Source organism: Escherichia sp. WS1118, from assembly GCF_046487695.1.
Lineage (GTDB): Bacteria > Pseudomonadota > Gammaproteobacteria > Enterobacterales > Enterobacteriaceae > Escherichia > Escherichia coli.
This window is the reverse complement of record NZ_JBJQIZ010000004.1, coordinates 112,257-124,726: the sequence shown is the minus strand read 5'-3', so window position 1 is coordinate 124,726 and position 12,470 is coordinate 112,257. Positions and strand designations below refer to the sequence as shown.

The window sequence follows — 12,470 nt, the reverse complement described above, 5'->3', positions numbered from 1 at the left end:
CTATGGAATTATCCTCACTGACCGCCGTTTCCCCTGTCGATGGACGCTACGGCGATAAAGTCAGCGCGCTGCGCGGGATTTTCAGCGAATACGGTTTGCTGAAATTCCGTGTACAAGTTGAAGTACGTTGGCTGCAAAAACTGGCCGCGCACGCAGCGATCAAGGAAGTTCCTGCTTTTGCTGCCGACGCAATCGGTTACCTTGATGCAATTGTCGCCAGTTTCAGCGAAGAAGATGCAGCACGCATCAAAACCATCGAGCGTACCACTAACCACGACGTTAAAGCGGTTGAGTATTTCCTGAAAGAAAAAGTGGCGGAGATCCCGGAACTGCATGCGGTTTCTGAATTCATCCACTTTGCCTGTACTTCGGAAGATATCAATAACCTCTCCCACGCGTTGATGCTGAAAACCGCGCGTGATGAAGTGATCCTGCCGTACTGGCGTCAACTGATTGATGGCATTAAAGATCTCGCCGTTCAGTATCGCGATATCCCGCTGCTGTCCCGTACCCACGGTCAGCCAGCCACGCCGTCAACCATCGGTAAAGAGATGGCTAACGTCGCCTACCGTATGGAGCGCCAGTACCGCCAGCTTAATCAGGTGGAGATCCTCGGTAAAATCAATGGTGCGGTCGGTAACTATAACGCCCACATCGCCGCTTACCCGGAAGTTGACTGGCATCAGTTCAGCGAAGAGTTCGTCACCTCGCTGGGTATTCAGTGGAACCCGTACACCACCCAGATCGAACCGCACGACTACATTGCCGAACTGTTTGATTGCGTTGCGCGCTTCAACACCATTCTGATCGACTTTGACCGTGACGTCTGGGGTTATATCGCCCTTAACCACTTCAAACAGAAAACCATTGCTGGTGAGATTGGTTCTTCCACCATGCCGCATAAAGTTAACCCGATCGACTTCGAAAACTCCGAAGGAAACCTGGGGCTTTCCAACGCGGTATTGCAGCACCTGGCAAGCAAACTGCCAGTTTCCCGCTGGCAGCGTGACCTGACCGACTCCACCGTGCTGCGTAACCTCGGCGTGGGTATCGGTTATGCGCTGATTGCGTATCAATCCACCCTGAAAGGCGTGAGTAAACTGGAAGTGAACCGTGACCATCTACTGGATGAACTGGATCACAACTGGGAAGTGCTGGCTGAACCAATCCAGACAGTTATGCGTCGCTATGGCATCGAAAAACCGTACGAGAAGCTGAAAGAGCTGACTCGCGGTAAGCGCGTTGACGCCGAAGGCATGAAGCAGTTTATCGACGGTCTGGCGTTGCCAGAAGAAGAGAAAGCCCGCCTGAAAGCGATGACGCCGGCAAACTATATTGGTCGCGCCATCACCATGGTTGATGAGCTGAAATAAGCCTCAAATCAGTGCCGGATGGCGATGCTGTCCGGCCTGCTTATTAAGATTATCCACTTTTTGTTTTTTCACTTTACCTCCCCTTCCCGCTGGTTTATTTAATGTTTACCCCCATAACCACATAATCGCGTTACACTATTTTAATAATTAAGACAGGGAGAAATAAAAATGCGCGTACTGGTTGTTGAAGACAATGCGTTGTTACGTCACCATCTTAAAGTTCAGATTCAGGATGCTGGTCATCAGGTCGATGACGCAGAAGATGCCAAAGAAGCCGATTATTATCTCAATGAACATTTACCGGATATTGCGATTGTCGATCTCGGATTGCCTGACGAGGATGGTCTGTCACTGATTCGCCGCTGGCGTAGCAATGATGTTTCACTGCCGATTCTGGTATTAACCGCCCGTGAGAGCTGGCAGGACAAAGTCGAAGTATTAAGTGCCGGTGCTGATGATTACGTGACTAAACCGTTTCATATTGAAGAGGTGATGGCGCGAATGCAGGCATTAATGCGGCGTAATAGCGGTCTGGCTTCACAGGTCATTTCGCTACCACCGTTTCAGGTTGATCTCTCCCGCCGTGAATTATCTATTAATGACGAAGTGATCAAACTGACCGCGTTCGAATACACCATTATGGAAACGTTGATACGCAATAATGGCAAAGTGGTCAGCAAAGATTCGTTAATGCTACAACTCTACCCGGATGCGGAGCTGCGGGAAAGTCATACCATAGATGTACTGATGGGACGTCTGCGCAAAAAAATACAGGCACAATATCCGCAAGAAGTGATTACCACCGTTCGCGGCCAGGGCTATCTGTTCGAATTGCGCTGATGAAAAAATTACTGCATCTTTTTTTCCCGCTCTCGCTGCGGGTACGTTTTCTGTTAGCAACGGCAGCAGTAGTATTGGTGCTTTCGCTTGCCTACGGAATGGTTGCGCTGATCGGTTATAGCGTCAGTTTCGATAAAACCACGTTTCGGCTGTTACGTGGCGAGAGCAATCTGTTCTATACCCTTGCGAAGTGGGAAAACAATAAGTTGCATGTCGAGTTACCCGAAAATATCGACAAGCAAAGCCCCACGATGACACTAATTTATGATGAGAACGGGCAGCTTTTATGGGCGCAACGTGACGTGCCCTGGCTGATGAAGATGATCCAGCCTGACTGGCTGAAATCGAATGGTTTTCATGAAATTGAAGCGGATGTTAACGATACCAGCCTCTTGCTGAGTGGAGATCATTCGATACAGCAACAGTTGCAGGAAGTGCGGGAAGATGATGACGACGCGGAGATGACCCACTCGGTGGCGGTAAACGTCTACCCGGCAACATCGCGGATGCCGAAGTTAACCATTGTGGTGGTGGATACCATTCCGGTGGAGCTAAAAAGTTCCTATATGGTCTGGAGCTGGTTTATCTATGTGCTCTCAGCCAATCTGCTGTTAGTGATCCCGCTGCTGTGGGTCGCCGCCTGGTGGAGTTTACGCCCCATCGAAGCCCTGGCAAAAGAAGTCCGCGAACTGGAAGAACATAACCGCGAATTGCTCAATCCAGCCACAACGCGAGAACTGACCAGTCTGGTACGAAACCTGAACCGACTGTTAAAAAGTGAACGCGAACGTTACGACAAATATCGTACGACGCTCACCGACCTGACCCATAGTCTGAAAACGCCACTGGCGGTGCTGCAAAGTACGCTGCGTTCTCTGCGTAGTGAGAAGATGAGCGTCAGTGATGCTGAACCGGTAATGCTGGAGCAAATCAGCCGCATTTCACAGCAAATTGGCTACTACCTGCATCGTGCCAGTATGCGCGGCGGGACATTGCTTAGCCGCGAGCTGCATCCGGTCGCGCCACTGTTGGACAATCTCACCTCGGCGCTGAACAAAGTGTATCAACGCAAAGGGGTCAATATCTCTCTCGATATCTCGCCAGAAATCAGCTTTGTTGGTGAGCAGAATGATTTTGTCGAAGTGATGGGCAACGTGCTGGATAACGCCTGTAAATATTGCCTCGAGTTTGTCGAAATTTCTGCAAGGCAAACCGACGAGCATCTCTATATTGTGGTCGAGGATGATGGCCCCGGTATTCCATTAAGCAAGCGAGAGGTCATTTTCGACCGTGGTCAACGGGTTGATACTTTACGCCCTGGGCAAGGTGTGGGGCTGGCGGTAGCCCGCGAAATCACCGAGCAATATGAGGGTAAAATCGTCGCCGGAGAGAGCATGCTGGGCGGTGCGCGGATGGAGGTGATTTTTGGTCGCCAGCATTCTGCGCCGAAAGATGAATAAATATGTCCATACTTCACGCATTACGTTAAGCATCCGTTATAATCGGTTGCAGATACCAGCCTGTGGATGCTTAACATGGAATACCAACTCACTCTTAACTGGCCCGATTTTCTTGAACGTCACTGGCAGAAACGCCCGGTGGTGTTAAAACGCGGCTTTAATAATTTTATTGACCCAATCTCTCCAGACGAGTTGGCGGGTCTGGCGATGGAAAGCGAAGTCGACAGTCGACTGGTCAGTCATCAGGATGGCAAATGGCAGGTCAGCCACGGTCCATTCGAAAGCTACGATCATCTCGGTGAAACTAACTGGTCATTGTTAGTGCAAGCAGTGAACCACTGGCATGAGCCGACCGCCGCGCTAATGCGACCGTTCCGTGAACTACCGGACTGGCGTATTGATGATCTGATGATCTCTTTTTCTGTACCGGGCGGCGGCGTCGGCCCGCATCTCGATCAGTACGACGTGTTTATCATTCAGGGTACCGGTCGTCGTCGCTGGCGAGTGGGCGAAAAGCTGCAAATGAAACAGCACTGCCCGCACCCGGACCTGTTACAGGTCGATCCGTTCGAAGCCATCATCGATGAAGAGCTGGAGCCTGGCGATATTCTTTATATTCCGCCAGGATTCCCGCATGAAGGCTACGCGCTGGAAAATGCGATGAACTATTCCGTGGGTTTTCGCGCGCCAAATACGCGGGAACTGATTAGCGGATTTGCCGATTATGTGCTGCAACGTGAACTGGGCGGCAACTACTACAGCGATCCTGATGTTCCACCTCGCGCTCATCCTGCGGACGTTCTGCCGCAAGAAATGGATAAACTGCGTGAGATGATGCTCGAATTGATCAACCAGCCGGAACACTTTAAACAATGGTTTGGCGAGTTTATATCCCAGTCACGTCATGAACTGGATATCGCGCCGCCAGAGCCGCCTTATCAGCCGGATGAAATCTACGATGCGCTGAAACAAGGTGATGTGCTGGTGCGCCTGGGGGGTCTGCGCGTATTGCGCATTGGCGACGACGTGTATGCCAATGGTGAGAAGATCGATTCCCCGCACCGTCCGGCACTGGATGCGCTCGCCAGCAACATTGCGCTGACCGCGGAGAATTTTGGCGATGCGCTGGAAGATCCGTCATTCCTCGCGATGCTCGCGGCGCTGGTCAATAGCGGATACTGGTTCTTCGAAGGGTAAGTTTGGATTTAAGCCGGATGCGGCATCACATGCCGCATCCCTTTTCGCTTACTTCCGTTGCGCCGTCAACTCGGCAATACGGACGATCACCTGCACCGCTTTTTCCATACCTTCCAGAGTCACAAACTCATGCTTACCATGATAGTTGTAACCGCCAGTGAACAGGTTCGGGCACGGTAATCCCATAAACGACAACTGCGCGCCGTCGGTACCGCCGCGGATCGGTTTCAGTTCCGGTTCAATATCGCAGTCACGCATCGCCTGCTGGGCGATATCGAGAATATGCGGATGCTCAACCACTTTCTCGCGCATATTGTAGTAACTGTCTTCAATCACCAGTTCAATGTAGCAATCAGGATGTAACCCTTTGCCCACTTTTTTGGCGATCTCCATCATTTTACGTTTACGCGCTTCAAACTGTTTACGGTCGAAATCACGGATGATGTAGTGCATATCGGCCCGTTCAACGGTGCCTTTCATGCTCGCCAGGTGATAGAAACCTTCATAGCCTTCTGTCATTTCCGGGCTTTCATCCGCCGGGACTTCCGCATGAATACGTGCCGCCAGCGACAGCGCATTTACCATCACTCCTTTCGCCGTGCCCGGGTGAACATTGTTACCGACAATTTTGATATTGACCGACGCGGCGTTGAAGTTTTCAAACTCCAGTTCGCCGACGCCACCACCATCAACGGTGTAAGCCCAGCGGGCATCGAAGGCGTCAACATCAAAATGCTTCGCCCCTTTGCCCACTTCTTCATCCGGGGTAAAGGCGACGCGAATATCACCATGCGGAATGTTTTTTTGTTGCAATACCGCCAGCGCGGTCATGATTTCTGCAATACCTGCTTTGTCATCGGCACCTAACAAGGTTTTACCATCGGTGGTAATCAGCGTCTGACCCAGTAGCTGATGCAGCACCGGGAACATAACCGGTGATAAAACTTCATCGCCGATACCCAGCGCAATATCGCCACCGCGATAGTTTTCAACAATTTGCGGATTCACATTTTTGCCGCTGCAATCCGGTGAGGTATCCACATGAGAAATAAAGCCAATCGCCGGGATATCGCCAGGGACGTTAGCCGGTAACGTCGCCATCAAAGTGCCCTTCTCACTTAAGGTCACATTGATAAGCCCCATCTCTTCGAGCTGCTCTTTCAGCAGATGCAATAACTTCCATTGGCCTTCCGTGCTGGGAACCTGTCTCACCCCTGCCTTTGATTGGGTATCCAGAGACACGTAGTTCAAAAATCGCTCAAGTAGTTTATCCATGTAGTCACCCTCACTTTTTGTGACAACATTATTAAGAAGCAAGAAAAGACAAATATTGCGTCAGGTCACTTTTAGCCCTGCAAGCGGGAATATTTATCAGCATTACCTTAATGAATATAAAGCTAAGCCAGTAATTCACAACAAAGATTGGCGATTCAAGCGGTTTGCCGTAGAATTACCGCCCTCATTAAGAGTCACCAAGGTGGTTAACCACAAACCCCGCATCGGTAAGCCATCCGTTGCGTTTACATGGGACAGAGTAAAAAATTGAATAAACAACCGAATTCGCTTTCACCGCTGGTGCAATTGGCGGGAATTCGCAAATGCTTTGATGGTAAAGAGGTCATTCCCCAGCTGGATCTGACTATCAACAATGGCGAGTTCCTCACGCTGCTTGGCCCTTCTGGCTGCGGTAAAACAACCGTTCTTCGCCTGATTGCAGGTCTGGAAACTGTTGATTCCGGACGCATCATGCTGGATAACGAGGACATCACCCACGTTCCGGCGGAAAACCGCTATGTGAACACTGTTTTCCAAAGCTACGCACTTTTCCCCCACATGACCGTGTTCGAAAATGTGGCCTTTGGGTTGCGCATGCAAAAAACCCCCGCTGCTGAAATTACGCCCCGCGTGATGGAAGCCCTGCGGATGGTGCAGCTGGAAACCTTCGCTCAACGCAAACCGCATCAGCTCTCTGGTGGTCAACAGCAACGCGTCGCCATTGCTCGCGCGGTGGTTAACAAGCCTCGTCTGTTGTTGCTGGATGAGTCGCTCTCAGCGCTGGATTACAAACTGCGCAAGCAAATGCAGAACGAGCTGAAAGCGTTACAGCGTAAGCTTGGCATTACATTCGTGTTCGTAACTCACGACCAGGAAGAAGCACTTACCATGTCGGACAGGATCGTGGTGATGCGCGATGGTCGCATTGAGCAAGACGGCACGCCGCGTGAAATCTACGAAGAGCCGAAAAACCTGTTTGTTGCAGGGTTTATCGGTGAAATCAATATGTTTAATGCCACGGTCATCGAACGTCTCGACGAGCAGCGCGTACGCGCCAACGTTGAAGGCCGCGAGTGTAATATCTACGTTAACTTCGGCGTTGAACCGGGGCAAAAACTGCATGTTCTGCTGCGCCCGGAAGACTTACGTGTTGAAGAGATTAACGACGACAACCACGCTGAAGGGCTGATTGGTTACGTTCGCGAGCGTAACTACAAAGGCATGACGCTGGAGTCGGTTGTTGAGCTGGAAAATGGCAAGATGGTGATGGTCAGCGAATTCTTCAATGAAGACGACCCTGACTTTGACCACTCTCTCGACCAAAAAATGGCCATTAATTGGGTAGAAAGCTGGGAGGTCGTACTGGCTGATGAAGAACACAAGTAAGTTCCAGAATGTAGTGATTGTCACTATTGTCGGTTGGCTTGTGTTGTTTGTCTTTCTGCCCAACCTGATGATCATTGGCACCAGCTTTTTGACCCGCGACGACGCCAGTTTCGTCAAAATGGTCTTTACGCTGGATAACTACACGCGTCTGCTCGATCCGCTCTATTTTGAAGTGCTATTGCACTCGCTGAATATGGCGCTGATCGCCACCCTCGCCTGCCTGGTGCTGGGCTATCCTTTTGCCTGGTTTCTGGCGAAGCTGCCACACAAGGTGCGTCCGCTACTGCTGTTTCTGCTGATTGTTCCGTTCTGGACCAACTCATTGATTCGTATCTACGGGCTGAAAATTTTCCTCAGCACCAAAGGCTATCTCAACGAGTTTTTGCTCTGGCTGGGCGTTATCGATACACCAATTCGCATCATGTTCACGCCCAGTGCGGTGATAATCGGTCTGGTTTACATTCTGCTGCCGTTTATGGTGATGCCGCTGTACTCCAGTATCGAAAAACTGGATAAGCCGTTGCTGGAGGCGGCGCGCGATCTCGGTGCCAGCAAGTTGCAGACCTTTATCCGCATCATTATCCCACTGACGATGCCGGGGATTATTGCCGGATGTCTGCTGGTGATGCTGCCAGCGATGGGCCTGTTCTATGTGTCTGACCTGATGGGCGGTGCGAAAAACCTACTGATTGGTAACGTCATCAAGGTCCAGTTCCTCAATATTCGTGACTGGCCGTTTGGTGCTGCCACCAGCATTACGCTGACTATCGTAATGGGCCTGATGTTGCTGGTTTACTGGCGCGCTTCTCGTCTGCTGAACAAAAAGGTGGAACTCGAATGATCGGTCGACTGCTTCGCGGCGGTTTTATGACCGCTATCTACGCGTACCTGTATATCCCAATCATTATTTTGATTGTGAACTCTTTCAACAGCTCGCGCTTTGGCATCAACTGGCAGGGTTTTACCACCAAATGGTATAGCCTGCTGATGAACAACGACAGTCTGTTGCAGGCAGCTCAGCATTCACTGACGATGGCGGTGTTTTCGGCGACGTTTGCTACGCTTATCGGTTCACTGACGGCAGTTGCGCTGTACCGTTATCGCTTTCGCGGTAAACCGTTCGTTAGCGGAATGCTGTTTGTGGTGATGATGTCACCAGATATCGTAATGGCGATTTCGCTGCTGGTGCTGTTTATGCTGCTGGGTATTCAGCTTGGCTTCTGGTCGCTGCTGTTCTCGCATATCACCTTCTGCCTGCCATTTGTGGTGGTGACAGTGTATTCGCGCCTGAAAGGTTTTGACGTGCGAATGCTGGAAGCGGCGAAAGATCTCGGTGCCAGCGAATTTACCATTCTGCGAAAAATCATTCTGCCACTGGCAATGCCAGCGGTGGCGGCGGGCTGGGTGTTAAGCTTTACCCTGTCGATGGACGATGTGGTGGTTTCTTCGTTCGTCACCGGGCCGAGTTATGAAATTCTGCCGTTAAAAATTTACTCGATGGTCAAAGTCGGCGTATCGCCGGAAGTTAACGCGCTGGCAACCATATTACTGGTGCTGTCGCTGGTGATGGTAATTGCCAGCCAGCTTATTGCTCGTGATAAAACGAAAGGTAACACAGGGGACGTTAAATGAAAAAATGGTCACGCCACCTGCTCGCGGCGGGTGCTCTGGCACTGGGCATGAGCGCCGCTCACGCCGATGACAACAACACGCTGTATTTCTACAACTGGACCGAGTACGTGCCGCCAGGACTGCTTGAACAGTTCACCAAAGAAACCGGTATTAAGGTTATCTATTCGACTTACGAGTCGAACGAAACCATGTACGCGAAGCTGAAAACGTACAAAGACGGTGCCTATGACCTGGTGGTTCCTTCAACCTATTACGTCGATAAAATGCGTAAAGAAGGGATGATCCAGAAGATCGACAAGTCGAAGTTAAGCAATTTCAGCAACCTCGATCCAGACATGCTCAACAAGCCGTTTGACCCGAATAACGACTACTCCATTCCGTATATCTGGGGGGCGACGGCGATTGGCGTTAACGGTGATGCGGTGGATCCGAAATCTGTCACCAGCTGGGCCGATCTGTGGAAACCTGAGTACAAAGGCAGCCTGCTGCTGACCGACGATGCCCGTGAAGTGTTCCAGATGGCGCTGCGCAAACTGGGCTACTCCGGTAACACTACCGATCCGAAAGAGATTGAAGCTGCATATAACGAGCTGAAAAAACTGATGCCAAACGTCGCAGCGTTTAACTCCGATAACCCGGCTAACCCGTACATGGAAGGCGAAGTTAACCTCGGCATGATCTGGAACGGTTCTGCTTTCGTTGCACGGCAGGCGGGTACGCCAATTGACGTGGTGTGGCCGAAAGAAGGCGGCATTTTCTGGATGGACAGCCTGGCGATCCCGGCAAATGCCAAAAACAAAGAAGGTGCGCTGAAATTGATCAACTTCCTGCTGCGCCCCGATGTGGCAAAACAGGTTGCTGAAACTATCGGTTATCCAACGCCAAACCTTGCGGCGCGTAAGCTGTTAAGTCCTGAAGTGGCGAACGACAAAACGCTCTACCCGGATGCTGAAACCATTAAAAATGGTGAATGGCAGAATGACGTAGGCTCCGCCAGCAGCATTTATGAAGAGTATTATCAGAAGCTGAAAGCAGGACGTTAATTCAGCAAGCGGGCGGTGGTATTACCGCCCGTTTTTTATTTAGCAAGGATGTGGCTAATGAGTCAGGACAGTAAAGTTTTCTTTCGTATATTCTTCGGTATCGGTCTGGTACTGATCCTCATTTCTGTTGTTATCTTTTATAACCAGTTCACCTATAGCAAAGACGCGATTCATACTGAAGGCGTCATTGTTGATACCGTCTGGCACTCCAGTCATTCTCATCGCACGGGTAAAAATGGTTCGTGGTATCCCGTCGTTGCCTTTCGTCCGACGCCAGATTACACGCTAATTTTCAATTCGAGTATTGGCAGCGATTTTTATGAAGACAGCGAAGGCGATAAAGTTAATGTTTATTATTCTCCAGGACATCCTGAAAAGGCTGAGATAAATAACCCGTGGGTTAATTTTTTTAAATGGGGGTTTATCGGCATTATGGGCGTTATTTTTATCGCCGTCGGTTTATTAATCAGTATGCCCTCCTCTAAAAAGACACGCAGGAAACGGAAGTCCCGCCCATGAAAAAAATCATGATACTGCTCAGTTTACTGATGTTCCTGCCTCTGACGGCAATCAGTAAGCCCTTAATTCCAATAATGAAGACACTTTTTACGGATGTTACCGGTACTGTACCAGATGCTGAAGAGATCGCGCATAAAGCCGAACTTTTTCGCCAACAAACCGGAGTTGTACCGTTTATTGTGGTTTTACCCGACATTAATAATGAAGCCAGTCTCAGGCAAAATGGCAAAGCGATGCTGGCGCATGCGGCATCTTCAATGAGTAATGTAAAAGGAAGTGTTCTGTTACTCTTTACTACCCGCGAGCCACGGTTAATTATGATAACCAACGGCCAGGTCGAAAGCAGTATGGACGATAAACATCTCGGCCTTCTGGTAGAAAATCACACGCTGGCTTATTTACATGCGGATCTCTGGTATCAGGGTGTCAATAATGCATTGGCTGTTTTACAAGCACAGATATTAAAACAACCGACGCCACCACTGACATATTATCCGCATCCCGGACAACAGCATGAAAATGATCCACCCGGCAGTACCACGACATTAGGCCTTTTTGCCTGGGCAGTTGCATTCATCGTCTTTGCTGCATTTTTTAACTACACAACGCGCCTTTATTATGCGTTAAAATTTGCAGTGGCGATGGCTGTTGCCAATATGGGTTATCAGGCTTTATGTTTGTATATCGATAACAGCTTTGCGATTACCAGAATATCGCCACTCTGGGCAGGGCTGATTGGTGTCTGTACGTTTATTGCCGCGTTGTTATTGACGAGTAAACGGTAAAAGAGGCAGTAAAGTGTGCGTCTATTATGCCGGATGCGGCGCGAACGCCTTATCTGGCCCACAAAACCCGCAAATTCAATTAATTGCGTCCCCTTGTAGGCCTGATAAGCGTAGCGCATCAGGCAATGCTTCCTGCTTTATAAGCCCTTCAGCAACTTTTCAACAAATTCTGGCACCACCTGGCTTGCCGGGCCGTAATATTTCTCGGCAAATTCATTACCGACCTGACTTGGTTCAAGATTCAGTTCCACGGTGTGCGCGCCATGCAGTTTCGCTTCGTGAACAAACCCAGCCGCTGGATAAACATGCCCCGAAGTACCAATGGCAATGAAAATATCGGCCATCGACAACGCCATATAAATTTCATCCATGCCGAGTGGCATTTCGCCAAACCACACTACGTGCGGTCGCAATGGTGCCGGGAACTGGCAGCAATGGCATTTATCTTCTGGGGTAACGTCTCCGGTCCAGTCGAGAACCTGACCACTTTGTGAACAACGAACTTTCAGCAGTTCCCCATGCATATGAATAACATTGGTGTTACCGGCACGCTCATGAAGGTTGTCGATATTCTGCGTCACCAGCAAAAAGCGATCGCCGAGGGCGTCTTGCAGTTTAGCCAGCGCAAGATGCGCGGCGTTAGGCTGAATTTCTGGCTGCTGCAGCTGTCGGCGACGGGCGTTATAAAACGCTTGCACCAGTTCAGGATCGCGATCGAAACCTTCCGGCGTTGCCACATCTTCAACCCGATGTTCTTCCCACAGGCCATCTGCGGCGCGAAAGGTACGAATACCTGATTCCGCAGAAATCCCTGCCCCTGTCAGTACGAGTACTCTTGGTTTTTCCATTGCTTCCGGCACCACTTTATCTCTGAAAAAAATACGCTGACGCAAACGCTCGCGCAGGCGGCGTTTATTTTTACGAAAACGACTTAACCGATGACCCCGACGCGACAGCATA

12 protein-coding genes are annotated in these 12,470 nt (G+C 50.2%); 10 read left to right on the top strand and 2 right to left on the bottom strand.

Annotated elements, in window-relative coordinates; translation table 11 throughout:
• Window positions 1–2 precede the first annotated feature (2 nt).
• From purB to roxA, 4 genes are all read left to right on the top strand, one after another.
• Entirely contained in the window at window positions 3–1,373 is a 1,371-nt protein-coding gene (purB, locus tag ACJHYO_RS08770; RefSeq protein WP_000423742.1) for an adenylosuccinate lyase, read from the top strand.
• A 168-nt stretch (window positions 1,374–1,541) separates the two neighbouring features.
• Window positions 1,542–2,213, top strand: coding sequence for a two-component system response regulator PhoP (gene phoP / locus ACJHYO_RS08765; protein ID WP_001265481.1), 672 nt, complete (start codon window positions 1,542–1,544; stop codon window positions 2,211–2,213).
• Window positions 2,213–3,673, top strand: a complete 1,461-nt coding sequence (phoQ, locus tag ACJHYO_RS08760) for a two-component system sensor histidine kinase PhoQ (protein WP_000734671.1) — start codon at window positions 2,213–2,215, stop codon at window positions 3,671–3,673. The genes phoP and phoQ overlap by 1 nt, the downstream gene beginning before the upstream one ends.
• Before the next feature lie 75 nt (window positions 3,674–3,748).
• Window positions 3,749–4,870, top strand: coding sequence for a [50S ribosomal protein L16]-arginine 3-hydroxylase (gene roxA, locus ACJHYO_RS08755; RefSeq protein WP_001295435.1), 1,122 nt, complete (start codon window positions 3,749–3,751; stop codon window positions 4,868–4,870).
• A gap of 48 nt (window positions 4,871–4,918) precedes the next feature.
• Here roxA and pepT read toward each other — a convergent pair whose 3' ends face one another.
• Window positions 4,919–6,145 carry a peptidase T gene (pepT, locus tag ACJHYO_RS08750; protein WP_000359446.1) on the bottom strand — a complete coding sequence of 409 codons (1,227 nt, stop codon included), beginning with the start codon at window positions 6,143–6,145 and terminating at the stop codon, window positions 4,919–4,921.
• A gap of 249 nt (window positions 6,146–6,394) precedes the next feature.
• Between pepT and potA the strand changes: the two genes are divergently transcribed.
• Genes potA through ACJHYO_RS08720 form a run of 6 tightly spaced genes read left to right on the top strand, consistent with a single transcriptional unit; the run spans window position 6,395 to window position 11,510 of the window.
• Complete coding sequence (potA, locus tag ACJHYO_RS08745; RefSeq protein ID WP_024705339.1) at window positions 6,395–7,531, top strand: spermidine/putrescine ABC transporter ATP-binding protein PotA; 1,137 nt, start codon at window positions 6,395–6,397, stop codon at window positions 7,529–7,531.
• Window positions 7,515–8,372, top strand: a complete 858-nt coding sequence (gene potB / locus ACJHYO_RS08740) for a spermidine/putrescine ABC transporter permease PotB (protein WP_000799401.1) — start codon at window positions 7,515–7,517, stop codon at window positions 8,370–8,372. The genes potA and potB overlap by 17 nt, the downstream gene beginning before the upstream one ends.
• A complete protein-coding gene (gene potC, locus ACJHYO_RS08735) occupies window positions 8,369–9,163 on the top strand; it encodes a spermidine/putrescine ABC transporter permease PotC (protein ID WP_000580316.1) in 795 nt (264 codons plus the stop codon). Before potB ends, potC begins: the two co-directional genes overlap by 4 nt.
• Window positions 9,160–10,206, top strand: coding sequence for a spermidine/putrescine ABC transporter substrate-binding protein PotD (potD, locus tag ACJHYO_RS08730; RefSeq protein WP_000759310.1), 1,047 nt, complete (start codon window positions 9,160–9,162; stop codon window positions 10,204–10,206). Before potC ends, potD begins: the two co-directional genes overlap by 4 nt.
• Window positions 10,207–10,263: 57 nt before the next feature.
• Complete coding sequence (locus ACJHYO_RS08725) at window positions 10,264–10,725, top strand: DUF3592 domain-containing protein (protein WP_001313748.1); 462 nt, start codon at window positions 10,264–10,266, stop codon at window positions 10,723–10,725.
• Window positions 10,722–11,510 (top strand): TPM domain-containing protein, encoded by a 789-nt coding sequence (locus ACJHYO_RS08720; protein ID WP_053290929.1) that lies wholly within the window; start codon window positions 10,722–10,724, stop codon window positions 11,508–11,510. The genes ACJHYO_RS08725 and ACJHYO_RS08720 overlap by 4 nt, the downstream gene beginning before the upstream one ends.
• A gap of 137 nt (window positions 11,511–11,647) precedes the next feature.
• Here ACJHYO_RS08720 and cobB read toward each other — a convergent pair whose 3' ends face one another.
• A complete protein-coding gene (gene cobB / locus ACJHYO_RS08715) occupies window positions 11,648–12,469 on the bottom strand; it encodes a Sir2 family NAD+-dependent deacetylase (protein ID WP_000952736.1) in 822 nt (273 codons plus the stop codon).
• Between the last annotated feature and the right edge of the window lies 1 nt (window position 12,470).

What these genes read in the sequence shown, in the direction of transcription:
- purB (WP_000423742.1), top strand. Translation starts at nt 3, where the DNA reads ATGGAATTATCCTCACTGACCGCCGTTTCCCCTGTCGATGGACGCTAC.
- phoP (WP_001265481.1), top strand. Translation starts at nt 1,542, where the DNA reads ATGCGCGTACTGGTTGTTGAAGACAATGCGTTGTTACGTCACCATCTT.
- phoQ (WP_000734671.1), top strand. Translation starts at nt 2,213, where the DNA reads ATGAAAAAATTACTGCATCTTTTTTTCCCGCTCTCGCTGCGGGTACGT.
- roxA (WP_001295435.1), top strand. Translation starts at nt 3,749, where the DNA reads ATGGAATACCAACTCACTCTTAACTGGCCCGATTTTCTTGAACGTCAC.
- pepT (WP_000359446.1), bottom strand. Translation starts at nt 6,145, where the DNA reads ATGGATAAACTACTTGAGCGATTTTTGAACTACGTGTCTCTGGATACC.
- potA (WP_024705339.1), top strand. Translation starts at nt 6,395, where the DNA reads ATGGGACAGAGTAAAAAATTGAATAAACAACCGAATTCGCTTTCACCG.
- potB (WP_000799401.1), top strand. Translation starts at nt 7,515, where the DNA reads ATGAAGAACACAAGTAAGTTCCAGAATGTAGTGATTGTCACTATTGTC.
- potC (WP_000580316.1), top strand. Translation starts at nt 8,369, where the DNA reads ATGATCGGTCGACTGCTTCGCGGCGGTTTTATGACCGCTATCTACGCG.
- potD (WP_000759310.1), top strand. Translation starts at nt 9,160, where the DNA reads ATGAAAAAATGGTCACGCCACCTGCTCGCGGCGGGTGCTCTGGCACTG.
- ACJHYO_RS08725 (WP_001313748.1), top strand. Translation starts at nt 10,264, where the DNA reads ATGAGTCAGGACAGTAAAGTTTTCTTTCGTATATTCTTCGGTATCGGT.
- ACJHYO_RS08720 (WP_053290929.1), top strand. Translation starts at nt 10,722, where the DNA reads ATGAAAAAAATCATGATACTGCTCAGTTTACTGATGTTCCTGCCTCTG.
- cobB (WP_000952736.1), bottom strand. Translation starts at nt 12,469, where the DNA reads ATGCTGTCGCGTCGGGGTCATCGGTTAAGTCGTTTTCGTAAAAATAAA.